This window comes from Aliiruegeria haliotis (assembly GCF_003003255.1).
GTDB lineage: Bacteria > Pseudomonadota > Alphaproteobacteria > Rhodobacterales > Rhodobacteraceae > Tropicimonas > Tropicimonas haliotis.
Map to the genome: position 1 here is coordinate 313,346 of NZ_PVTD01000003.1, position 22,331 is coordinate 335,676.

Here is a 22,331-nt window from a genome sequence, read left to right on the forward strand (position 1 = left end):
TCCGCTGGTTGGCTTCTTGGTTGTTGTGAACGCTGTAGAACCGGAAAACGGGACTTCGTCCGACCACAGTCGAAAATGGCGGCTCCTGTGTCAACGTTCCATTTGCAACGAACCGGGCCGCCAGTCGATGCGACGGGGACCTGCCGAAAGATGATATGATTGCGAACGCTTTCCGGGCGGCGCGCACCTTTCCTCGCCCGGATCAACGGCGAGTGAGGATCAATGCCAACCTGCGTCGATCAAGCCGTCGATAACGTCCTGGGCATGCGCCCCATCCCGGAACAGCGTCCTGTATAGCGCATCAAGGGGATACCCCTGCCATGCGGATTGCAGGAGGTCGTTCATCTCTCGGGCTTGGTCCATGTTTCCGAGCCGCGCATTCGTGGCGATGAGATATCCCAACGAAATCGGACTGATCGGATCACCCTTGAGGGCGCTTTCGCTGAACAGTTCCAGCGCAGCTTCGTACTTGCCGAGATGGAAGTTGGCCGTGCCACGGATGCCAAGGAGCGGAAACCTGTCCGTTGGCCCGCGCATCTCCTCGACCCGGTCCGCAGCCGCGATTGCGTGTTCGAATTCGCCGGCGAACAAGGCGACGAGCGCGTCCACGGTCAACGCATGAACGTCATCGGGCCCTAGTTGGAGAGCGCGGGAGGAACTGCGCAATGCAGCGGCGTAATCCCGCTGGGCAAAGGCGACGAGCGCCGCGGAGGAGTGGCTCCAGCTTTCGCCGATCGCGAGCGACATCGCCCGCTGCGCGGACGCCGACGCGCTGGCAATGCGTCCGTCTCTTTCCGGCCCGGGCGGCAGGGAGACCGCCAAGAGCGCCTCGACCTGAGCCGCACCGGCATATCCACCATGGAAGCCCGGATCCATTTCAATCGTCAGCCGGAACATCTGAAGCACGATCGCCAGCCAGCGGGGCTCAAGGGCCGGAAATATCAGCCTCCTTGCTTCAGCCGACAGGTTGGCGGCCTGAAGCCGTGCGGGTGAGGCCGAAAAAAGCGCCTCGCGGACGGCTCTGGCGGTCTCCTCGGTGCGGTCGGATGTTGCCTTTGCGGTCCTGCGTTCCGTGTCGCCCCAGAATCCGGAGCCCACTACACCCAGAAGGAGAATGCCTCCGGACAGGAGCAGCCCGCCTAGCGCGGCCGGCAGAAGCCATGGGCGTCTTGGTGCCGGAACCGGCGTTAGATCCACCTCCCGAGTTTCGGGCGCCGGACCATCCAACGGCTTCCGCTCAAAGGAAGGTTCGTAGCTTCCGGGAGTAAGCCGTATCCGGACCTCGTCATTCGCGCCCGAACCGGCGTAGTAGGTCTCCAGCCGACGGCGAAGGCGCCCGGCATCGACCCTGACGACGGCCATTGGATCGCGCCCTTCGACGGGAGAGCGTCCATAAACATCCTCGACGATTGTCTTGCCACGAATACTCTCCCCGCGCCCCTGCAGGGTCTCGTTGACGACATAGCCGAGAAATGCCTGTACGCGTTCCGCCCCCTCGAACTCCGGACTGTCCAGAATCGCTTCGAGCGCAGAAATGATCCCGGAGGAACCCGGGACAGACGCGTCGCCTTCCGCCTTCGAAGTCCCTGATTCACCGGGTATTCCCACAGCGTGCTCCAACTGATTTCCGCGGGTAACCCCCTGAAATCCATGATCCGTTACGTAACACGATACCCCAAGAAACCTACAGATCAACCGATAGCTGTGCGACTTTTGACTTGAACAAGAGCTTGCGCCCGCCGGGTCTGGCCAAGCACATCAGGGAGCGCTCAGGCACAGTGGAACGACTTGGAAGCGCATTCTCCGATCACTCGGAGCTGATCCGGGACCTTCGCAGACGCGATGCGGTGTTTGCGGAGATTTGCCGGGACTACGAGACACTGATGGCTTTATTGCCTCTCGATGCTGACGATCCGTGTCTGGCGGATGTGCAAGACAGCCTCGCCGGATTGGAACTTGAGCTCTGGTCCTACCTGCAACCACCGGCCTCGTGCAATCGCACTGGACCTCGATAAAGCATCCAACGGAGAGCGTTCGACAATGCTTGGAAACACCCTCTTCTACCTCGGCTTGGCGGTCTCTCTGACCATCGGGTTCATGTATTTCCGCGACCTCGGGGACGTCTCGCAGATGGTTCTCAAAGTGGAACGGAAGAACATGGTCCGCTTCATCAAGAATGAGAAGAAGTACATCACTGCGGGTATGATCGCTCTGGCGATGATGCTGGTCGGCCACTGGATGGGCGGTGGGCCCGGCTGGCTTTATGTTCTGGGCGTACCGGCGGTAACATTGCTGATCATCTTCCTCTATGTCTTTCCCTGGGTCTGGGTCCACGTCGGGCTTCGCAACCAGCAGGACACGGCGCGCTACTACTCCATCGAGGAGGCGAAGGAATGGGTAGGCCCGAGCGCACCGGTGGTCGTGATCGAGAACAATGGACATGCCCGCGCCCATCCGGATTCACAGATCATGCGACCCCACCTCGCCGGCAATGACAACGGACTCGGTGGCAAGGACATCGTCATGACGTATTGCGCGATGGCCAATCTCGGCATCGGCTACGCGCCAAGTGTCGAGGGCAAGCGGTTGGACTTGGAGGTCCTGGCCCAACACGGCAACAACCTGATCCTGCGCGACAACACGACAGGCGAGCCAATCCAGCACATCTACGGAATCCGCGAAGCGGACATCGATCCTGATGCGGAGGGGATGGTCTGCCCGTTGAAGCCCAGCCTCGCGATGCGCCCATGGCCCACCTTTCGCATGACATTCCGCGCCTTCCAGAAAGCCTACCCGGAGGGTGAGGTGTTCCTGAACAAGCCTTCGTCGAACCCCTTCCTCCGGCTTTTCGACATGCTGACGGAAATCACCTTTGGCTGGGGCATCGGCCGCCAACATCAGGAGGCGGCGCCGGTCATGGACAACATGAGCCGTTTCGACGACCGGCTTCCAAACAAGGCCTATGTCTGGGGCGTTACCATCGGCCAGGATGCTGTTTGCTGGACCGATGATTTCGTCGTGGAGCACGATTTCCTGGTCAACGCCACTGTCGGCGGGCGCGACCTTGTCGTCAGCTATGACCCGAAGTTCGAAAGCCTCGGCGTCTGGTACAATGACAGCGGACAGCCGGTGACGCGATGCGATTTCTGGGGCGAGAGCGACCGCGGCAGGTTGGAGCGCGTCGAGACACTTCGCGCCGGTGTATTCTGGCATGTCTGGGCAGAGTTCTTCCCGGAAACGGACATCAACCGGCTTGGTGCTCCGGAGGGCAAGCCTGCGGCTATGGCCGCCGCATGAAGGCAGTCGTCCGAAACACCACGTGCGAAACCGTCAGCCCACTTGCCGAATGGCTTACAGACAGGAGAACCCAATGAAACCAATAACAGTGATTGCAACTGTCCTGGTATCCGCCGCGGCAGCGCAAGCCGAGGACGCCCCGATCATCCACGACGCGGAGTACTATATTCTTCAGGCGCAGCATGCGGAGGCATGGGCCGAGGATGATCTGCAAGTCAATCAACGGCTCGATAGGTTCCGCGAATCCAATGGTGGCAAGCCTCCCAACATCGTAAGCGTCCTGATCGACGATATCGGCTTTGGCGATCTCGGGATTCCGGAGCTGAATGCGGTCCGAGGCTACGAGACGCCCAACATCAACGCCTTCTCGGACGAGGCGTTGCGAATGGTGCGCATGTATACCGAGCCGTCCTGCACCCCGACACGCGTTGCCCAGATGACGGGCCGCCTGCCGGTGCGGATGGGGATGGGCGACACGAGCGTGGACATTTCCGGATTTGGCCTTCCGGGCGGAGAAGTGACACTCGCGGAAGTGCTGAAGGAGGCAGGCTATGCCACGTCCCATGTCGGCAAGTGGCACATGGGCGACATCGCAGAAAGCTGGGCAATGAACCAGGGGTTCGACTATGCCCAGCACGCCATCCACCAGCAGGGTCAGCTGACGATCTTCAACGATGACGCGATCCGGGAACAGGTGTCAGTCGCAATCATGGATTTCGACGGCAGCTACACGGTCGACAATTGGTTCCGCCCGGACTCCTCGGCGATGATGACCGTCATCGAGGGCGAGGCTGGCGGCCCGATCCGCGAGATCCGAATGGAAACGGGTGAACGTTGGACCGCTGCCAAGTACGACGAGATGAACCAGGCCTTCCAGGACAAGACGCTGGAGGAGCTGGAACGACTGGTGGGCGGCGGCGATCCATTCTTCCTGCAATACTGGCCGATGGTCCCACTCGACAACACGCGCGCAGGTCGCGATGGGCCCGAAAGCGTCAACGGCGGGCTTTATGTCGACAAGATGCAGATGCTCGACCGTTGGCTCGGCGAGCTCTTCGAGCAGATGGACACGCTTGGCGTGGCGGACAACACCATAGTGGTCGTGATGGGGGACAACGGGCATTTCACGAAATACGCGCCGCAATCGGGCTTTACACCCATGATCTACAAGGGCGGCAAGGGCGACACGACCGAAGGTGGCGTGCGGGTCGATGCCTTCATCCGCTGGCCCGGGATGATCGAGGCGGACGGGCTGCTCAACAGTATTGTCCACGTCTCGGATCTGTATACGACGTTGTCGCGCTTCGCCGGGGCAGAAGGGTACATTCCACGCGACCGGCTGGTTGACGGTGTCGACCAATCCGCCGCGTTCCTGTTCTCCGACGAATCCAAGGCACGTCGGGACCACGTGATCCTCTATTCGATCAACAAGCCCGAAGCGATCGTCAAGGACAAGCTGAAGCTGAAAATGCCCGGCCCCGGCGAAAACCCGATCGTGGCAGAGTTCTTCGATCTGCTCCGCGACACCCGCGAGGAGTATGCCATCTCGACGGAGGTCGGTGCGTGGGGCGGCCAGGAATTCGTCCGCATCCTTGGCAGGCACATGAAGCGCAAGGAAGCCTTCCCCGACACGCCTCCGGCCTTCGGAGTCCCCTATGAAGGGATCGAGAACCTGCGCCCGGAAAGCCAGGCCGCTGTCGATGCCTTCCTCGTCAAGCAGGAAGCTGTCGTTGCCGCGACCCCGGACGGACCAGATGCCGGCGGCACGGACAGGCAGGAGTAGGCGGGCCGGACAAAATCGCCCCCCCCGCACCGCGCGCGGTGTGGGGAGGGCGCTGTCGCTCGAAGGCCTCTGGCCACGCGGGGAGGCAGAGGCTAGGACTTGGCGCACGGCCCAAACTCGGAGATCTCCGCGCCAGTGTTCACAGTCATCATCCCGGCACATGACGAGGCCGCCTATATCGGTCGGACGCTGGACGCTCTCCGCGCGCAGGACACAAACGCACCAGGCGCGGTTCATGTCATCGTCGCGGCGAACGGTTGTCGGGACAAGACGGCCGAGATCGCCCGGAGCCGGATCGAGGTGTTCACCGAACGGGGCTGGCACCTTTCGGTGGTGGAGATCCCGGAAGGGCGAAAGACCGCGGCGATCAACGCGGCAGAGGCGATCGCGCAACCGGGACCGCGGATTTTTCTGGATGCGGACGTGGTCTGCAATCCCGCCTTGTTGGGACAACTCATGCAGGCCCTCGCGCCTGCGCAGCCGCTCCATGCCACGGGAAGGTTCCAGATCAAGCCTCCGGAGAGTGCGGTCAGTCGTGCCTACGCCCGCACCTGGATGCGCGTGCCCTTCATGTCGGCGGGAACACCGAGCGCGGGGCTTTTTGCGGTTAATGCCGCCGGGCGGGCGCGATGGGGCATCTTTCCCGACATTATTGCTGACGACATCTTTGTCCGGCTGCAGTTCGCGCCACGCGAACGCGTCGCTGTGCCCGCGCCCTATTCCTGGATTCTGGCAGAGGGGTTTGGCCCCCTCGTCAGGGTCCGTCGCCGTTGGGATGCCGGCAACCGGCAACTGGCGGTTCGCTATCCGGAGCTGTTCCGAAACGAGGACACGCCGCCGGTCCGCATGAAGGACCACCTGCAGCTCTTTCTTGCAGGACCGGCCGGGTACCTTGTCTATGTGGCCGTTTCGATTGCAGCACATGCAAGGCGATACGATCCGGACCACTGGGCCAGAGGACGCGGCTAACCGGCCGGTTGCAGCAGGGCGCCGAGGCGCGCCGCCTCACGTGCGGAATCGTACTCCGAGCACACCCTTTGCCGCCCGGCATCGCCCATTGCCCTCGCCCGCTCCGGATTGTCCAGCAGGGCGGCAATGGCCTCCGCCAGCGGGCACGCGTCGCCGGGCGGCACTGTCGTGCCCGACACGCCGTCCTCCACAAGCTCGCCAACCCCGGCCACGCGGGTCGCCACAACCGGTCGCCGGCTGGCCATGGCCTCCATCAGCACAACCGGGACTCCCTCCGCAAAGGACGGCAACGCGAATACATCCGCCTCCGCAAGCAGTTCGGCAACCTCTTCCTGATTGCGAAACCCGGCAAACGTGAGGTTTGCACCGATCCCCAACGCCTCCGCGCGGGCCTCGATCAACGGTCGCTCGGGCCCGTCTCCGACGAGTGTCAACCGCGCCCCCGGATGACACACCAGAACCTGTGCGAAGGCGTCGATCAGCAACGGCACCCCTTTCATCGCTGCAAGTCGACCGACGAACACCACATGCTGTCCCGGTTCGCCACGCGGACGATCATATCGGGCGGGATCCACCCCGCAGTGCACGATGGAAAGCTTGCCCCAGTGTTCGGGATCCGAAAACAGCATCATCTGGCTGCGGCAGTAGTTGCTGATGCACGCCACGAAGCGGGCCCGCGCAACCTTCACGTCGAAGCGCCAGCGCGGAGCGTCGTAAAGCTCCAGCGGGCCGTGCATGGTGAAGCTGAAGGGAATACCCGACATCTCGCTGGCCAGCATCGCCACCGAGCAGCTGGAATCCGCGAAGTGATTGTGCAGGTGTGTAGCGCCTTCCCGCAGCAAGTGCCGGCAAAGCACCGCTGCCTCGGCGAGGTAAAACCCCTGATAGAGCAATGCCCGAGCGCCTGCAGGTCGCGTCCGCCAGGCGAGCTTCACTGCGCGCAGCCAACGGCGGGGTTGCCCCATTGCCGCCAGTTGCGCCGCCAGGAAGGCCATCGGCCGACGCGCTTCGGCCAGTACATAAAATGTGCTCGCCGCTGCCTCCCTCTCTTCTGGGCCGCGATGGTGCACGTCAGGATCCGTGCGCCGGATGGAGCAGGTCCGAACGTCGAACCCGAGCGCCCGTAGCGCGGCAACCTCTCGAAGGATGAACGTGTGCGATACCGTCGGATATGCACCGGTCAGGTAGGCAATTCGGGGTGTCTCGATCGCCCGGGTGGTCACGGCGGTGTCCTTTGCGGGGCGAAAAGGGTTCGGCACAGGTGGCACATGTCGTCTTTAGACGGCAGCCTGTCCCTGATATCAAGCCTGCTCATGGACGCGCCAAGTGGGCGTGGGAAACCGGTTGACACCCCGTGCGATCTCTTGCCACTTGCAGCCGTCGCCGATGCTGCCCGGCCGCCCGACAGCCACATCCGGAACGTGAATTTCATGACCCTTGACGTTGTATCCCTCGCCATTCCTGACGTGAAGATCATCACGCCGCGCAAGTTTGGTGATCATCGCGGCTTCTTCTCCGAGACCTACAACCGCAGGGCATTTGCCGACGCAGGCATGGACCTCGAATTCGTGCAGGACAATCACTCGCTCTCGGCCGATGCCGGGACCCTCCGTGGTTTGCACTTCCAGACGCCACCGTTCGCGCAGGACAAATTGGTGCGCGTGATCCGGGGGGCGATCTTCGACGTTGCGGTCGACCTGCGCGTTGGGTCGCCCACCTACGGACAACACATCAGCGCCGAGATCACGGCGGAAAGCTGGTCGCAGATCCTTGTTCCCATCGGTTTTGCCCATGGATTCATGACAACGCGCCCGGACACCGAAGTTATCTACAAGGTGACAAATTACTACGCGCCCGAGAATGACAAGGGACTGCTCTGGAACGATCCCGCGCTGGGGATCGACTGGCCGCTGGCGGAGGCGGTGCTATCGGACAAGGACAAGGTGCAGCCGCGCCTGAACGAACTGGACAGCCCCTTCAGGGACTCTCTGTCCTGATCCACCCGAGCCATGTGCAGGCGTCCCGTGCCACATCCCGTCGGGATCTGCCGGCAATTTGGCCCACTCCCTATCCCTTGGTGCAATCGCCAATCGGCGGGCCCTCGCCGGGCCCGGGATGGTCGGCGTACCTGCCTGCGATCCGCACGCGCGACGTTTTGGTCCCTGTCCGGATTTGCCGGGCCATCCCCTCGACCCTACGGGCACGCGGGGATACGGTGCGCGCACCGAACTCCCGGCAGCAGACAGGACAGCGCACAGGGCGCAACGAGCTTGCACGGGGCAGACGATAGGACCGAAGAATGACGAGCAGTGAGATCGAAACGATCCTGGTCACCGGCGCCGGTGGATACATCGGGACCACGCTGGTGCCGATGTTGCTGGAGCAGGGGTACAAGGTGCGGGCGCTGGACCGGTTCTTCTTCGGGCGGGAGTTGCTGGCGGATCACGCCAACCTCGATGTGATCGTGGAGGACAGCCGGCACCTGACGCCCGCGCATCTCGACAATGTCGATGCGGTGATCGACCTCGTGGCACTGTCGAACGATCCCTCCGGGGAGCTTTTTCAGGACGCCACCTACCAGATCAACCGCGACAGCCGCATCCGCTGCGCCAGGCTTGCCAAGGCCGCTGGCGCGAAACGGTATATCCTGCCGTCCTCCTGTTCTATCTACGGCTTCCAGGACCCCGGCGTGGTCGTTCCCGAAACCGCGCCGACCAACCCGCTCACCACATATGCCAAGGCCAACGAGATGGCCGAGCTGGGCGTTCTTCCGCTGGCGGATGACGACTTTTGCGTGATCGTGTTGCGGCAGGCGACGGTCTACGGGCTCAGCCCCAGGATGCGGTTCGACCTGGCGATCAACGGCATGTCGGAAGGTGCCTGGAAGACGGGCAAGCTGCCGCTGATGCGCGATGGTTCGCAATGGCGACCGATGGTGCATGTCACCGACACGGCCCGCGCCCAGATCTTCATGCTGACCGCCCCACGCGACAAGGTCAGCGGACAGATCTTTAACGTTGGGTCAGACCAGAACAACTACCAGCTCGGTCCGCTGGCCGAGATCGTGGCGCACGCGGTCCCTCGTGACGTGGAAATCGAATGGTATGGCGACCCCGATCACCGGTCCTACCGCGTTGCGTTCGACAAGATCGAGGCGCTTGGCTGGACGGCAACGAAGACAGCCGCCGATGGCACTGCGGAGATCTGTGCCGCGCTGGAGGCCGGAACCACGGCGAAGACCACCCGCACCATCACACTCGCCTGGTATCAGGAGTTGATGAAGTGGCATTCGCTCCTCCGGGGCATGGAAATGCACGGTGGCCTGGTGGACCTTGGGTCGTGAAGGTCCTGCTGCTTGGGCCGAACGGCCAGCTCGGCACCGACATCCGCGCCGCACACAGGGCTGCGGGGGAACCGTTCGATCTCGTTCCGCTGGGACGTGACCGACTGGATGTGTCGCAGGTCGACAGCATCGGCCCGGCCCTTGCCGCCAGCGATTTCGACCTGCTGATCAACTGTACGAGCTATCACAGGACCGACGAGGTCGAGGACAATGCCGCACTGGCCTTTGCCGTGAACACCCATGCGGTGGAGGCAATGGCGCGCGCCTGCGCGGACAAGGGCGCGCGCTTTGTGCATATCAGCACGGATTATGTCTTTGGTGGCGATCACACCCGGCAGGTGCCGCTTGTCGAGGACGATGCCCCCGCGCCGGTGAATGTCTATGGTGCCTCCAAGGCGTTGGGTGAAACGCTGGCCCGGCTGGCGCATGAAGACACGGTCATCCTGCGGGTCGCATCGCTCTTTGGCGTGGCAGGCGCCTCCGGCAAGGGCGGGAACTTCGTGGAAACGATGATCCGTTTCGGCATTGAGCGTGGTGCGTTGAAGGTGGTCGCAGATCAGGTCATGTCGCCCACCGCCACCGCCGATGTCGCCAACGCGATCCTCGCTCTGATCGCGCGCGAGAGCCCGCCGGGCATCTACCACGTGGCAGGCAGCGGACAGGCAAGCTGGCACGAGTTCGCGTCGGAGATCATCCGCATGACGGGGATCGAGGCCACGGTGACCCCCTGTTCGTCGGCAGAGTTCCCGACCCGTGCCGCGCGGCCGCGATACTCGGTGCTGGACAATTCAAGGGCCGCGAAACTGATCGCGCCGATGCCGGATTGGCGGGATGCGCTTGGCCGCTACCTCGCGGCGAAGGGGCACCTGTGACCGACCCGAGCAACTGCCATGGCTGATTTCGACGCGGCGGTGATCGGCGCCGGCGCTGTCGGGCTTGCCTGTGCGGCGAAGCTTTCCCAACGCGGGCAATCCGTCCTTGTGCTGGAAGCCGCCGCCCACCCCGGCGAAGGCATCTCTGCCCGCAACAGCGAGGTGATCCACGCCGGCCTCTACTATCCCACGGGTTCCCTGAAACACCGAATGTGTGTTTCCGGGCGTCGGCAGCTCTACGGCTTTCTGGAAGCGCGAGGGATTGCCTGCGCGAAGTGCGGGAAGGTTGTCGTCGCCACCTCCGAAGCCGAGCAGGAGAAAATCGAGGCCCTGCTGGTGCAGGGGCAGACCAACGGTGTCGAGGGGCTTCGCCTTCTTTCCGCATCCGAGGTTGCCGGTCTTGAACCGGAGGTTCAGGCAACCGCCGGCCTGTCGTCACCCGAAACCGGCATTTTCGACAGCCATCAATACATGTTCGCCCTGATCGCGATCATCGAGGGCGCCGGCGGGCATGTCGCCCTGCGCACGCCTTTGGCAGGCGCGACGCCGGGCAGGGGCGCCTTTACGCTCGCTACCGGTGGTGCGGAGCCAATGCAGCTCAGCGCAACGCGGCTGGTCAACAGCGCCGGGTTGTCGGCACCGGATGTCGCGCGGAAGATCGAAGGCGTGGCGATGGAGTGGGTCCCGGAGCATCGATTTGCCAAGGGCAATTACTTCCGCCTGTCCGGCAGGGCGCCATTCCGCCGGCTGGTCTATCCGGCGCCGGTCGATGGCGGGCTGGGCGTGCATGCCACGATCGACCTTGCCGGCAACCTGCGTTTCGGCCCGGACGTGGAATGGATCCCCGAGGGCATCAGGCCGGAGGACCTCGACTACGCGGTCGCACCCGCACGCGGCGACAGCTTCTATGCCGCCATTCGCCGCTATTGGCCTGGTCTGCCCGAGGGTGCGCTCAGCCCAGATTACTCCGGCATTCGGCCAAAGCTGACCGGGCCGGGCGGCACCGCCGACTTTCGCATCGACGGGCCAGAGGTGCATGGCCTCCCCGGCCTGGTCAATCTCTTTGGAATAGAGAGCCCCGGGCTGACCTCCTCGCTTGCCATCGGCGACGAGGTGGCCCGGATACTGCACTGATCAGGCAAGCGCCCGGATCACCCCGCGCAACTCTGCCAGGCCTTTCATCCGGCCGATCAAAGGATAGCCGGGCGGGTTCTGGCGTTCCGCATCCATCAGCATCTCGTGCCCATGGTCGGGGCGGAAGACAATATTGCTGTCGGCGCGCCCCTCTTGCTTGCGCCGCGCTTCCTCTTCCAGAAGGGCGCGGACGAGGTCCACCATGTCGGTGTCGCCATCGAGATGCTCTGCTTCCTCGAAGGAGCCGTCCGCGTCCTTCGCCACATTGCGCAGGTGGGCAAAGTGGATACGGTCGCCGAACTGCCGCGCGATGGCAGGTACGTCGTTTGCCGGGTTCGCCCCGAGCGAGCCGGAACACAATGTCAGGCCATTGGCCCGGCTGTCGACAGCGCCCATGATCCAGGCGATGTCATCGGCGTTCGAAACGATGCGTGGCAGGCCGAGAATATCGCGGGGCGGGTCGTCGGGATGCACACAAAGACGCACACCGAGGTCCTCCGCCGCAGGCACCACTTCTTCGAGGAACCGCTTGTAGTGAACGCGCAGTTGCTCCCGGCCAATGCCGTCATAGAGCGCGAGTGCCTTGCGCAGCCCCGCAATGTCGTAGCGGTCGAAGGCGCCCGGAAGGCCGGACATGATGGAGGCCAGAAGCGTGTTGCGCTCCTCCTCACCCGAGGCCTCGAACCAGGCCTTGGCCCCTTCCAGAACATCGGCGGGGTAGTCCTCGGCCGCCTCTTCCCGCTCCAGCATGTGGATCTCGAAGGCTGCCATGCGGGTGGCCTCGAACCGCAGGCAGGTGCCACCATATCGCGTCGGCGCCGTCAGATCGGTACGTGTCCAGTCCAGCAGCGGCATGAAGTTGTAGCAGATCGCATTGACACCCTGCTCCGCCAGGTTCGCCATCGACTGCCGGTAATTCGCGAAAAGCTGCGACAGGTCGCCATCATCGCGCTTGATGCGCTCGTGTATGGGCAGGCTCTCCACCATCACCCATTTCAGCCCGGCGCGTTCGATTTCCTGCCGTCGGTCGGCAATCGCGTCGCGTGTCCAGACATCGCCGTAGGGGACCTCGTGCAAGGCGGTGACGATCCCGGACGCACCGGTATGCCTAACCTCCGAGAGCGCGATATTGTCGTACGGGCCGTACCAGCGCCAGCTTTCAAGCATCAGATTTCTCCCACTGCGTTGCGTGCCCCGACTTCGAGCAGACGGTCATAGGCCGCCGCCACACCCGGCTCCAGCGCGACAGCCTGCGCGGAGGAGAAGACCTCCCGCACGCTGAGAAGCGCCTGCACCCTGTTCTCGTCACTCGCGCCATCGGACAACGCCCGCAGTCGTTCGGCGAGCGGGTCCTGGACATCGATCGCCTCCCCCTTCTCGTCGACACCGCCGACGTAGCGCATCCAGCCCGCGACAGCGAGTTCGAGCCCTGGAGACGGCCGACCATTGGCGTGGTTTTCTTCAAGCGTCGCCAGGATCCGCTGTGGCAGTTTCTGGCTGCCGTCCATGGCGATCTGCCAGGTGCGGTGGCGGATGGCCGGATTGCGGAAGCGTTCCAGCAATTGCGCGGCATATTCCTCCAGATCGACCCCCTCCGGAGCCGCCAGCGCCGGAATGATCTCACGCTTCCAAAGCCCTTCGACAAAGCGCGAAAAGACCGGGTCGCAGGCCACGGCGGAAATGGTCTCGTGCCCGGCCAGATACCCTAGGTAGGCCATGGAGGAATGCGCCGCGTTCAGCATCCGAAGCTTCATGTGTTCGAACGGCACCACGTCAGAGACCATCTGTACGCCGACGGCGCCGAAATCGGGCCGCTCGCCGTTCACGAAATCGTCCTCGATCACCCACTGCCGGAAGGGTTCGTGCATAACCGGACCCGCATCATGGCGCCCGGTCTCGGCTTCCAGCCGGGCGATGTCGTCATCGGTCGTGGCCGGGACGATCCGGTCGACCATGGAACAGGGGAACCGCCCTTCTTCGGCGATCCAGGCGGCAAGTTCGGGGTCGATCTTCTCGGCGAGTTCAAGCACCACGCCGCGTGTCACCCGGCCATTTTCCGGGAGGTTGTCGCAGGACAGGACAGTGAAGGGTGCACGCCCTGCGGCCTTGCGCCTTTGAAGGGCACGCACGATGAATCCCACGGCTGATTTCGGCAGCTCCCCCGCAAGATCGGCGCGGATGTCCGGGTGGTCCGGGTTCAGCGTGCCGGTGGCCGGGTTGTGGCAGTAGCCCTTTTCGGTGATCGTCAGCGTCACCAGCTTGACCATCGGATCGGACATGCGGTCGAGGAGCGCGAGCGGATCCTCCGGCGCGACCAGCACGTCCTGCACCGTCTCGATTACCCGCAGCGTACCGCCGGAGGGCGCCAGTTCCGCCGCCGTGTAGGCGAAGCCCTGTGGCGCCAACGCGTTGCGCACGGTAGGAGAGCGAAGCGAAACGCCCACGACACCCCAGTCACCGCCCGAGGTCTCCATCGCCTCAGCGATCCATGGGATGCCGAAGGCCCGGAAAAAGGCCCCCAGCCCAAGGTGGACGATCCCCACTCCCGGTCTCGGAGTGCCTTGTGGTTTCAACAGTTCAACACTCACATCTGTCTCCGTTTGCTATGCATCGGCGCCACGGGGGCAGCTTAGCGCAGATCGTCCATTGCGATCATGTCCATGTCGGTGAAGTCCACGTTGTCCCCGGCCATGACCCAGCAGAACGTGTATTGACCGGTGCCTGCCCCGCAGTGGATCGACCACGGCGGGGAAATCACCGCCTCCTGCTCGCCCATCACGATATGGCGGGTTTGCTGAGGCTGGCCCATGAAGTGGAAAACCTTCTGTCCCTCGGCGATGTCGAAGTAGAGGTAGGCTTCCATCCTGCGGTCATGGGTGTGTGCGGGCATGGTGTTCCAGGCGGAGCCCTCGTGTACGACCGTGTAGCCCATAACCAGTTGGCAGCTGTCAACCACGTCGGGGTGAATGAACTGCATCAGGGTGCGGCTGTTGATGGTTTCCTGAGCCCCAAGCTCCAGCCGATTGGCCATGTCCGCCGTCACCAGCTTCGCCTCGGTCGCCCGGTGCGCCGGGCTTGACGTGATGTAGAACCGGCCGTCGCCGGAGAAGGTCACGGCCCCTGCGCCCATCGGCAGGTAGAGGATTTCGCCCTTCTTGATGGCAAAATCCTGACCGGCGGCCGAAACTGTGCCGTCGCCGCCGATGTTCAGGATACCCATTTCCCGGCGATCGAGGATGGATGGCGTACCGGCCTCGGCCACCTTGTCGAGAACCAGCGAGCCGCCTGCCGGTACAGCACCGCCGACGATCATGCGATCGTAGTGGGTGTAGACCAGGCGGATTTCGCCATCGGCAAAGAGCCCGCCGACATGGAAGTTCTCGCGCAGGGCGTCGGTGTCCATCGCCTTTGCGGTTTCCGGATCGATGGCATATCGGGATGTCACGGTCAGCATGTCAGGGCCTTTCGGGATCGTTTGGGATTTCGGTACTTCGAGACGGGCGGCGCTCCGCAAACCGGCCTGGCGCAACTTGGGCAGGTTTGGGTGTCACCTTCGTCTCCTTTTGTGTCTGGGGCCGGCGAACGGACCTGCCCTTGGGGAAAGGCACCGCCCGGTGCGGCCCTCTCCGGGTGGGGCGCGGCCAGTCAGCGGCGCCGCCACGATGTCGTGCCTCTGCCGCAGCTACGGTCAGAGATTGTAAGCCTTCTTGACCAACCCGTAGGTCAGGTCGTGGGCGACTTCGAAAGCCTCGTCCTCATCGAGCCTTCCGGTCCGCACCTGCGTGGCAAGGAAGGCGCAATCCACACGCCGTGCCACGTCGTGACGCGCGGGAATCGAACAGAAGGCGCGGGTGTCGTCGTTGAACCCCACGGTATTGTAGAAGCCCGCCGTCTCCGTCGTCAGTTCACGATAGCGGCGCATACCCTCGGCACTGTCGAAGAACCACCATGCCGGGCCCAGCTTCAGCGAGGGGTAGACACCGGCCAGCGGCGCAAGTTCGCGGCCATAGGCGGTCTCGTCGAGGGTGAAGAGGATGATGGAGAGGCCCGGCTCCAGCCCGACGGCATCCAGCAGCGGCTTCAACGCGCGAACGTAGTCGGTGCGGGACGGGATATCGAACCCCTTGTCGCGGCCAAACCCGGCCATGATCCCGCCCGAATGGTTGCGGAACGACCCCGGGTGGATCTGCATGACCAGACCGTCCTCGATCGACATCCGCGCCATCTCGGTCAGCATGTGACCACGGAACGCATCCGCTTCCTCCGGGGAGCAGGCACCGCGCAGCGCCTTGTCGAAAAGGGCGGCCGCCTCCGACTGATCGAGGTTCTCGGTCCGTGCCGTCGGATGTCCATGGTCCGAGGATGTGCAGCCAAATTCCTTGAAGTAGGCACGGCGAACGCGGTGGGCTTCCAGATAGCCGTCCCAGGTGGACGTATCCGTTCCGGCCAGTTCTCCCAGCTTCGCGACATTCTCCACGAAACCTTCGAACTCGGGGTCCACCACGTTGTCGGGCCGGTAGGCGGTAACGACACGACCGCTCCATTCGCCGTCGCGCACTGCTCGGTGGTGTCGCAGATCGTCGAGGGGGCTTTCGGTTGTGGCAATCACTTCGATCCCGAAGCGCTCGAACAGGGCGCGTGGCCGGAACTCCGGTTTCTGCAGACAATCCGCAATGTGGTCATAGAACTTGTCCGCCGTCTCCGCAGAGAGGCGTTTGGTCAGGCCGAACACATGCTGGAAGGAATGGTCCAGCCACATCCGCGACGGTGTGGCCCGAAACAGGTGGTAATTGCTGGCGAAGAGCCGCCAGATCGTACGGCCATCCGTTTCGACCGCGCGCCCGTCAACGGAGGGCACACCCAGTTTCTCCAGCGGGATTCCCTGCGAATACAGCATGCGGAAGACGTAGTGGTCCGGGGTCACGATCAACTGCGCGGGATCGGGAAAAGCCTCGTTCTCCGCGTACCAACGCGGATCGGTATGGCCGTGCGGGCTGACGATGGGGAGGTCCTTCACCGTCTGATATAGCGCGGCAGCCAACTCCCGCGCCGAGGGTTCCATAGGAAAAAGCCGGGAGTCGTCCAGACCAGCCATCATTCGATCGCCTCCAAGAGGGGTTGCGGATCAAGCACCATTGCAATCCGGTCAACTGATATGCTAGCCGAGAAGGGTAGTCAATCCGTGAACCGTCCCGGGATCGCCAGTGTCCGACACCGTCAACAAGCTGCCGCTCGACCCGATCACCCGCCCGTCGGTGACCGACCAGGTGTTCGATTCCCTGCACGACCGCATCGTGTCTCTGGACCTGCCGCCCGGGACCCGGATGTCGGAACTCGAGGTTGCCCGTGCGCTCGGTGTGTCGCGGCAGCCCGTCCGCGACGCCTTCTTCCGCCTGTCGCGGCTTGGTTTTCTCGTGATCCGTCCACAACGGGCAACAACCGTCAGCCTCATCTCGGAAGAGAAGGTGATGGAGGCGCGTTTCGTGCGCACGGCTCTGGAGACCGAGGTTGTCCGCGCCGCCTGCGCCCGGATGGATGATGCCGGGATCGCACGATTGCGGGCAAACGTGGCCGCGCAGGACGCCGCTGTGGCGGCCGATGATCGCGTGTCTTTTCACCGGCTCGACGACGATTTCCATCGGGAAATCTGTGATATTTCCGGCCATCCGTTCGCATGGACCATCATCCGGGAGAACAAGTCGCACCTCGATCGCGTGCGCCTGTTGTCGCTGGCGTTCAACCAGCCCCGAACACTGGTTGAACACAGGGAGATCCTGGGGGCACTGGCCGCGCGGGACTCAGATGCCGCCGTGGAGCGGATGCGGCTCCATCTGTCGCGCCTGATCGTCGAGATCGACCGCCTGCGCGCGGAAAACCCGGACTACTTCGCGCCCGTTTCCGGCGCGCGATCCGACCCCGCCTGAGCGTCCGACCCGGCCGACCGCACTGGACAGGCTTTCCCGACCTGTGGTCAAAAGCCGTCACAGGAACAAGAAAGGGCGGCCGACCCCGTGCCACTGATCATCGCGGACTCCTTCTCCGACAGCCTCGACAAGCTCACCGGCAAGGAACAGGCCGCCGTGAAACAGACCGCTTTCGACATGCAGGTCAACCCGGAGAACCCCGGCCTTTCCTTCCATCGGATCGACAAGTCGAAGGACAAGTATTTCTGGTCGGTCCGGGTGAACCGCGACATCCGCATCATCGTGCACAAGCGTGGCGAATCCGTGCTACTGGCCTATGTCGATCATCATGACGACGCCTACAAATGGGCTGAAAAGCGGCGGTTGGAGGTCCATCCACGCACTGGCGCGGCCCAGATCGTGGAGCTTCGCGAACGGGTTGAGGAGGTTGTCGTTCGCCGGGTCGTGGAAGAGACAGCGCCCCCCAAACCGCCGCTCTTTGCCGGCGAGAGTGACGACACGCTGCTCGATTGCGGAGTTCCTGAGGACTGGATCGGGGACGTCCGCACGGCGACAGAGGATACGCTGCTCGACATCTGCCGGTTCCTGCCTGAGGAAGCTTCGGAAGCGGTACTGAACCTCGCCGTTGGCATACGCCCGGCACCTCCGGAGAAACCGGACACCAGCGATCCCTTCGCCCATCCGGATGCCCAGCGCCGGTTCTGGACCCTGCAACAGGGCGAAGAACTGCGCCGCGCGATGCGAGCGCGGCAAGCGAAGCTGAAGGTCTCTGTCGACAAGTCGCAACGCGACCTCTTCTCCAGCTACTTTCGGCACCCGCACAGCGACGCGGAAAACACCCGCCAGATGCGCGATCGCGATCTGGCGGAGCGGCCGGATCTCGCCTTTCGTCGCTGGAAGAAAGGCCCCGATGGCTCGCCACAATAGCCGGGACGCGGCGGCCGGTTCTGCACTTCGAGCAGGGGAGCGGATTGCCCTTCCCGGATACCTCAAGTGTGACGCGACCAGAATGAAGCGGGCAACCGAAGGACAAGGATTGTCGTGACGAAAGGAACAATGCGGACAGAGGGGTTTCCCCGTATCGAACGGGTCGGGCTGGACGGCCTGCTGGTTCGTTTCGCCGATACTCTCTCCGAACCCGCGAACAGGGCGGCGCTGGCATTTCGCGGTGCGATGGCCGGGCTGGATCACGCCGGGATCCGAGAGACCACCAGTTCGCTGGCCGGCGCGCTTGTCCTGTTCGATCCTCTTGCCCTGCCCCATGACACACTTGAAGCCGAACTGTCGCGCCTGCTTGCTGATCGCGACTGGTACGCCGCCCCCCTGCCCTCCCCCCGGCGCCTCTGGCACGTGCCGGCGGTCTACGGCGGCGCAAGGGCTCCGCAGCTGGATCGCGTCCTCTCGCTTGTGAAGATGGACAAGGCCGAGGCCGTGGCGCAGCTTTCCACGGCTCGCCTCCGGGTGATCGCGCTCGGCTTCGCGCCGGGGCAACCCTATCTCGGGCAATTGCCAGAGCAGTGGGACCTGCCCCGTCAGACCGACCTGCAGACCCGTGTGCCGCCCGGCGCGATCGGGCTTGCTGTCCGCCAGTTTGTCCTTTTCGTGCCAGAGACACAGACCGGTTGGTATCACATCGCCCAAACGGCCTTCCGCTGTTATCGCCCCAATGGCAGCCCGGCCTTTGCACTGCAACCGGGCGACGAGATGGTGTTCCCGGCCGTCGACGAGTCCCAACTCGCGGAGCACGAAGAGAACCCCGATGGTGGTGCGACATCCGAGGTTCTGGAATGACCGGCGACCTCATCGTTCATCGTGCGGGCCCGGGGATCACGGTTCAGGATCTCGGCCGCGAAGGTTGCCTGGCGCATGGGTTGTCGCGTGGGGGCGCCGCCGACCCGTCTGCCCTTGCGCAGGGGGCGGCTCTGCTGAATCAGGCGCCGAGCCTCGCGGCGCTCGAAATCGCAGGCGCGGGCATGGAGGTTTCCGCCACGCGAGCCACCTGGATCGCGCTCACCGGAGCGCCGATGCGTGCGCATCTGGCCGACAAACGGCTGATCTGGAACGCGTCCCACTGCTTGCCCCCGGGCGAGCGGCTCCGGCTTGGGCCGATGGAGTCCGGGCATTACGCCTATCTGCATGTCGCGGGCGGGATCGATGTGCCGATGGTTGTCGGCGGGCGCGGCACCCATCTTGCCTCCGGGATCGGAGCGGCGCTTGAGGATGGCGCGACCCTTCCGGTCGGCAAGGATCCCTTGCCCGACCGAAACCCGTCCCGCCTGCCGGATGATCCACGTTTCGACGGTGGCCGGATTCGGTTTCTTGAGGGGCCGCAGACACGGCTCTTCCCCGACGACGTACTCGCACGCTTCCTCGCGACGGAGTTTACCCGAACCGCCTGGGGCAATCGGCAAGGCGTGAAGCTGGGACAGGACGGCGACGGATTCCGCCCGCAGGACGGGCTCAACCTTCTGTCTGAAGTCATCAGCCCCGGCGACATCCAGATCACCGGCGACGGCACACCCTATGTGCTCGGCCCGGAATGCCAGACCATCGGCGGCTACCCCCGCATCGGCACGGTCCTGCCGCAGGATCTGCCGCGCGTCATGCAGGCCACGTCGGGCGCGCCATTGCGCTTCGACCTCGTCACGTTGGAAGAGGCCCTGTCCGACTACAGCACGCCGAAAAACCTCGTGCCGGGATTTCGCCGCCGCATCACGCCACTCGTGCGCAATCCCCACGACATTGTCGACCTGCTGTCCTACAACTTCATCAGCGGCGTGACCGCCGGCCGCGATCTCGACGAGGAGGAACCCCGAGCATGAGCCGCCACATCGATCTCAACGCCGACATGGGCGAAGGTTTTGGCCGCTGGACCATCGGAAACGACGATGCGCTGCTGGAGGTGATCACCTCAGCCAACATCGCATGCGGGCTTCACGCGGGGGACCCGGACGTGATGGCCACAACAATGGCGCGGGCGCTTGAACGCGGCGTCGGCCTCGGGGCGCACCCCGGCTTTCCCGACCTGCAAGGGTTCGGGCGCCGACGCATGTCCCTGCCGGAGACGTCGCTGCGCAACATGATCCGGTACCAGACAGGCGCAGCAGAGGCGATGGCGCGCGGCGCGGGGGGCCTCTTGCGGCATTTCAAGCTGCACGGCGCGTTGTCCAACATGGCCAGCGAAGACGCCGCACTGGCGCGGATTTGCTATGAGACGGCGCTCGACGTGAATCCAAATCTCGTGATCCTTGTCCTTCCGCAGACAGCGATGGAGGAAGTGGTGCTGGACCTGGGATGCACCTGGGCGGGCGAGGTCTTTGCCGACCGGGCCTACAACGAGGACGCGACACTGGTGGATCGCGCCTTGCCCGGCGCAATGATTCAGGACCCGGACGACGCCGCGGCGAACATGGCCGGGATGGTTCGGGAACAGGCAATCATCTGCGCATCCGGCAAACGGCTCCCGTGCCGCGTCGACACGATCTGCGTGCATGGCGACACACCGCAGAGCATCGCGATCGCGAAGGCGGTCAGGGCGCGGCTGGAGGCTGACGGCCACCGGGTTTCGCCACTCTGATATCCACGGATTCCGGGCGCTCTTTGCCTGCCTCAGAATGCCACGCCTTCGAAAATGCCTAGAAATTCGGCAGAGTTGCCGATAGACAAGGCATCGACACCAAGTGGGGACTCTGCCGGGGGGCAGTGATCCACACGCGACCGATCCCGATTGCCAAGGGCGGCCGCAGGGGATCAGATCCCCGCAGAAAAACCCTACGTCCCAAGTCCAACAGGAGGATCTCATGCCCGCAATCTCGTCAAGGATCGGGAGGCGCGCCCTGCTGGCATCCGCCACCGCGCTGACCCTGATCGCCAGTTCCGGTGCCGCGCTTGCCGCAGACAAGGTCAAGGTCGCCGCCATCTTCACGCTTCCGGTGGAGCAGCAGTGGATCAGCCGCATCCACAAGGCCCTGAACACCGCCGCCGAACGCGGCGACATCGAGTATGTCTTTTCCGAGAACGTCTCCAACACCGACTATGAACGGGTGATGCGCGAATACGCCGAGGCGGGGCATCAACTGGTGGTGGGCGAGGTCTTCGGGCTTGAGCGTGCCGCCCGCAAGGTGGCCGCCGACTATCCGGAGACCGGATTCCTGATGGGCTCGTCCTTCCAGCCGCAGAAGCCGAATTTCTCCGTCTTTGACAACTACATCCACGAGCCCAGCTACCTGACCGGCATGATCGCCGGGGAGGCAACCGAGAGCAACGTGATCGGCATGGTCGGCGGATACGCCATTCCGGAGGTGAACCGGCTCATGCATGCCTTCATGGAAGGCGCGCGCGAAGTGAACCCGGAAGTGCGGTTCCTCGTGAACTTCATCGACAGCTGGTACGATCCGCCCAAGGCCAAGGAAAGCGCCTTCGCGATGATGGATGCGGGCGCCGACGTCATGTATGCGGAGCGCTTCGGCGTGTCCGATGCCGCCGTCGAACGTGGCGTGAAAGCCATCGGCAATGTGATCGACACCTCCGCGGATTACCCGGACACGATCCTGGCCTCGGCGATCTGGCACATGGAAGCAACCATCGACAAGGCGGTCGAAGCGGTGGCCGCGGGCACGTTCGAGGCCGCGGACTACGGTGTCTATTCCTACATGGAATACGGTGGCGGCTCCATCACCGTCGACGAGGGACTGGTCCCGGCCGACGTTCTGGAGAAGGTGAAGGCCAAGGAAGCCGACATCCTCTCGGGCGCCTTCAAGGTCGAGGTCAACGACGAAGCGCCGGTGTCCGACAAGTAGGCAGATGAGCGGGGCGCCTGGCGTTCCGCTCTGACCATTGGTCCGGCCGTCAGGCCGGACCACGCCCGCCCCCTCCGCGGGGAGGGCACCTTCAAACCGCCAGACCCGATACCGCGTTCGAGACCCCGGCAATACCACGACCGGGCCACATGTTCCGCAAGCCCTCCCTGAGGTGGGCGCGTCCCGCTGCACTCAGGACACCCGACATCG

The 22,331-nt window shown here is 63.9% G+C and carries 19 protein-coding genes; 13 read left to right on the top strand and 6 right to left on the bottom strand.

Annotation, left to right across the window (positions count from 1 at the left end; translation table 11 throughout):
* Nucleotides 1–219: 219 nt before the first annotated feature.
* Nucleotides 220–1,608, bottom strand: coding sequence for a tetratricopeptide repeat protein (locus CLV78_RS10740; RefSeq protein WP_146136676.1), 1,389 nt, complete (start codon nucleotides 1,606–1,608; stop codon nucleotides 220–222).
* 432 nt (nucleotides 1,609–2,040) lie between these two features.
* Here CLV78_RS10740 and CLV78_RS10745 point away from each other — a divergent pair, with 432 nt between their 5' ends.
* From CLV78_RS10745 to CLV78_RS10755, 3 genes are all read left to right on the top strand, one after another.
* Nucleotides 2,041–3,297 carry a DUF3179 domain-containing (seleno)protein gene (locus CLV78_RS10745; RefSeq protein WP_106204803.1) on the top strand — a complete coding sequence of 419 codons (1,257 nt, stop codon included), beginning with the start codon at nucleotides 2,041–2,043 and terminating at the stop codon, nucleotides 3,295–3,297.
* Between the two features lie 73 nt (nucleotides 3,298–3,370).
* Entirely contained in the window at nucleotides 3,371–5,080 is a 1,710-nt protein-coding gene (locus tag CLV78_RS10750; RefSeq protein WP_106204804.1) for a sulfatase-like hydrolase/transferase, read from the top strand.
* A 135-nt stretch (nucleotides 5,081–5,215) separates the two neighbouring features.
* Nucleotides 5,216–6,049, top strand: coding sequence for a glycosyltransferase family 2 protein (locus CLV78_RS10755; RefSeq protein WP_106204805.1), 834 nt, complete (start codon nucleotides 5,216–5,218; stop codon nucleotides 6,047–6,049).
* Here CLV78_RS10755 and CLV78_RS10760 read toward each other — a convergent pair.
* On the bottom strand, nucleotides 6,046–7,257 hold the full coding sequence (locus CLV78_RS10760; RefSeq protein WP_106204908.1) for a glycosyltransferase: 1,212 nt from the start codon (nucleotides 7,255–7,257) through the stop codon (nucleotides 6,046–6,048). The two genes, CLV78_RS10755 and CLV78_RS10760, sit on opposite strands and share 4 nt — an antisense overlap.
* Nucleotides 7,258–7,479: 222 nt before the next feature.
* Between CLV78_RS10760 and rfbC the strand changes: the two genes are divergently transcribed.
* The 4 genes from rfbC (at nucleotide 7,480) to CLV78_RS10780 (ending at nucleotide 11,398) form a co-directional block, all read left to right on the top strand.
* Nucleotides 7,480–8,046, top strand: coding sequence for a dTDP-4-dehydrorhamnose 3,5-epimerase (gene rfbC, locus CLV78_RS10765; protein ID WP_106204909.1), 567 nt, complete (start codon nucleotides 7,480–7,482; stop codon nucleotides 8,044–8,046).
* Nucleotides 8,047–8,348: 302 nt separating this feature from the next.
* Nucleotides 8,349–9,392, top strand: coding sequence for an NAD-dependent epimerase/dehydratase family protein (locus CLV78_RS10770; protein ID WP_245924953.1), 1,044 nt, complete (start codon nucleotides 8,349–8,351; stop codon nucleotides 9,390–9,392).
* Nucleotides 9,389–10,264 (top strand): dTDP-4-dehydrorhamnose reductase, encoded by an 876-nt coding sequence (rfbD, locus tag CLV78_RS10775; RefSeq protein ID WP_106204806.1) that lies wholly within the window; start codon nucleotides 9,389–9,391, stop codon nucleotides 10,262–10,264. Before CLV78_RS10770 ends, rfbD begins: the two co-directional genes overlap by 4 nt.
* Nucleotides 10,265–10,282: 18 nt before the next feature.
* Nucleotides 10,283–11,398, top strand: a complete 1,116-nt coding sequence (locus tag CLV78_RS10780; protein ID WP_106204807.1) for an NAD(P)/FAD-dependent oxidoreductase — start codon at nucleotides 10,283–10,285, stop codon at nucleotides 11,396–11,398.
* On the opposite strand, the gene uxuA is transcribed toward CLV78_RS10780, so the two are convergent.
* The 4 genes from uxuA to uxaC form a co-directional block, all read right to left on the bottom strand.
* The gene (gene uxuA / locus CLV78_RS10785) at nucleotides 11,399–12,565 is read right to left on the bottom strand and encodes a mannonate dehydratase (protein ID WP_106204808.1); all 1,167 of its coding nucleotides are present in this window, start codon (nucleotides 12,563–12,565) and stop codon (nucleotides 11,399–11,401) included.
* On the bottom strand, nucleotides 12,565–13,986 hold the full coding sequence (locus CLV78_RS10790; protein WP_245924955.1) for a mannitol dehydrogenase family protein: 1,422 nt from the start codon (nucleotides 13,984–13,986) through the stop codon (nucleotides 12,565–12,567). The genes uxuA and CLV78_RS10790 overlap by 1 nt, the downstream gene beginning before the upstream one ends.
* Before the next feature lie 41 nt (nucleotides 13,987–14,027).
* Nucleotides 14,028–14,852 carry a 5-dehydro-4-deoxy-D-glucuronate isomerase gene (gene kduI, locus CLV78_RS10795; protein WP_106204810.1) on the bottom strand — a complete coding sequence of 275 codons (825 nt, stop codon included), beginning with the start codon at nucleotides 14,850–14,852 and terminating at the stop codon, nucleotides 14,028–14,030.
* Nucleotides 14,853–15,086: 234 nt separating this feature from the next.
* Entirely contained in the window at nucleotides 15,087–16,493 is a 1,407-nt protein-coding gene (gene uxaC / locus CLV78_RS10800) for a glucuronate isomerase (RefSeq protein WP_106204911.1), read from the bottom strand.
* A 109-nt stretch (nucleotides 16,494–16,602) separates the two neighbouring features.
* Between uxaC and CLV78_RS10805 the strand changes: the two genes are divergently transcribed.
* The 6 genes from CLV78_RS10805 to CLV78_RS10830 all read left to right on the top strand — a co-directional run bounded on the left by CLV78_RS10805 (nucleotide 16,603) and on the right by CLV78_RS10830 (nucleotide 22,121).
* Nucleotides 16,603–17,322 (top strand): GntR family transcriptional regulator, encoded by a 720-nt coding sequence (locus CLV78_RS10805; RefSeq protein WP_106204811.1) that lies wholly within the window; start codon nucleotides 16,603–16,605, stop codon nucleotides 17,320–17,322.
* 87 nt (nucleotides 17,323–17,409) lie between these two features.
* On the top strand, nucleotides 17,410–18,249 hold the full coding sequence (locus CLV78_RS10810) for a type II toxin-antitoxin system RelE family toxin (protein WP_106204812.1): 840 nt from the start codon (nucleotides 17,410–17,412) through the stop codon (nucleotides 18,247–18,249).
* A gap of 114 nt (nucleotides 18,250–18,363) precedes the next feature.
* A complete protein-coding gene (locus CLV78_RS10815) occupies nucleotides 18,364–19,113 on the top strand; it encodes a 5-oxoprolinase subunit B family protein (protein ID WP_245924958.1) in 750 nt (249 codons plus the stop codon).
* Nucleotides 19,110–20,144 carry a 5-oxoprolinase subunit C family protein gene (locus CLV78_RS10820; protein ID WP_106204814.1) on the top strand — a complete coding sequence of 345 codons (1,035 nt, stop codon included), beginning with the start codon at nucleotides 19,110–19,112 and terminating at the stop codon, nucleotides 20,142–20,144. Before CLV78_RS10815 ends, CLV78_RS10820 begins: the two co-directional genes overlap by 4 nt.
* Nucleotides 20,141–20,899 carry a LamB/YcsF family protein gene (locus CLV78_RS10825; RefSeq protein ID WP_106204815.1) on the top strand — a complete coding sequence of 253 codons (759 nt, stop codon included), beginning with the start codon at nucleotides 20,141–20,143 and terminating at the stop codon, nucleotides 20,897–20,899. Before CLV78_RS10820 ends, CLV78_RS10825 begins: the two co-directional genes overlap by 4 nt.
* 223 nt (nucleotides 20,900–21,122) lie before the next feature.
* Complete coding sequence (locus CLV78_RS10830) at nucleotides 21,123–22,121, top strand: BMP family protein (protein WP_106204816.1); 999 nt, start codon at nucleotides 21,123–21,125, stop codon at nucleotides 22,119–22,121.
* Nucleotides 22,122–22,331: the final 210 nt, after the last annotated feature.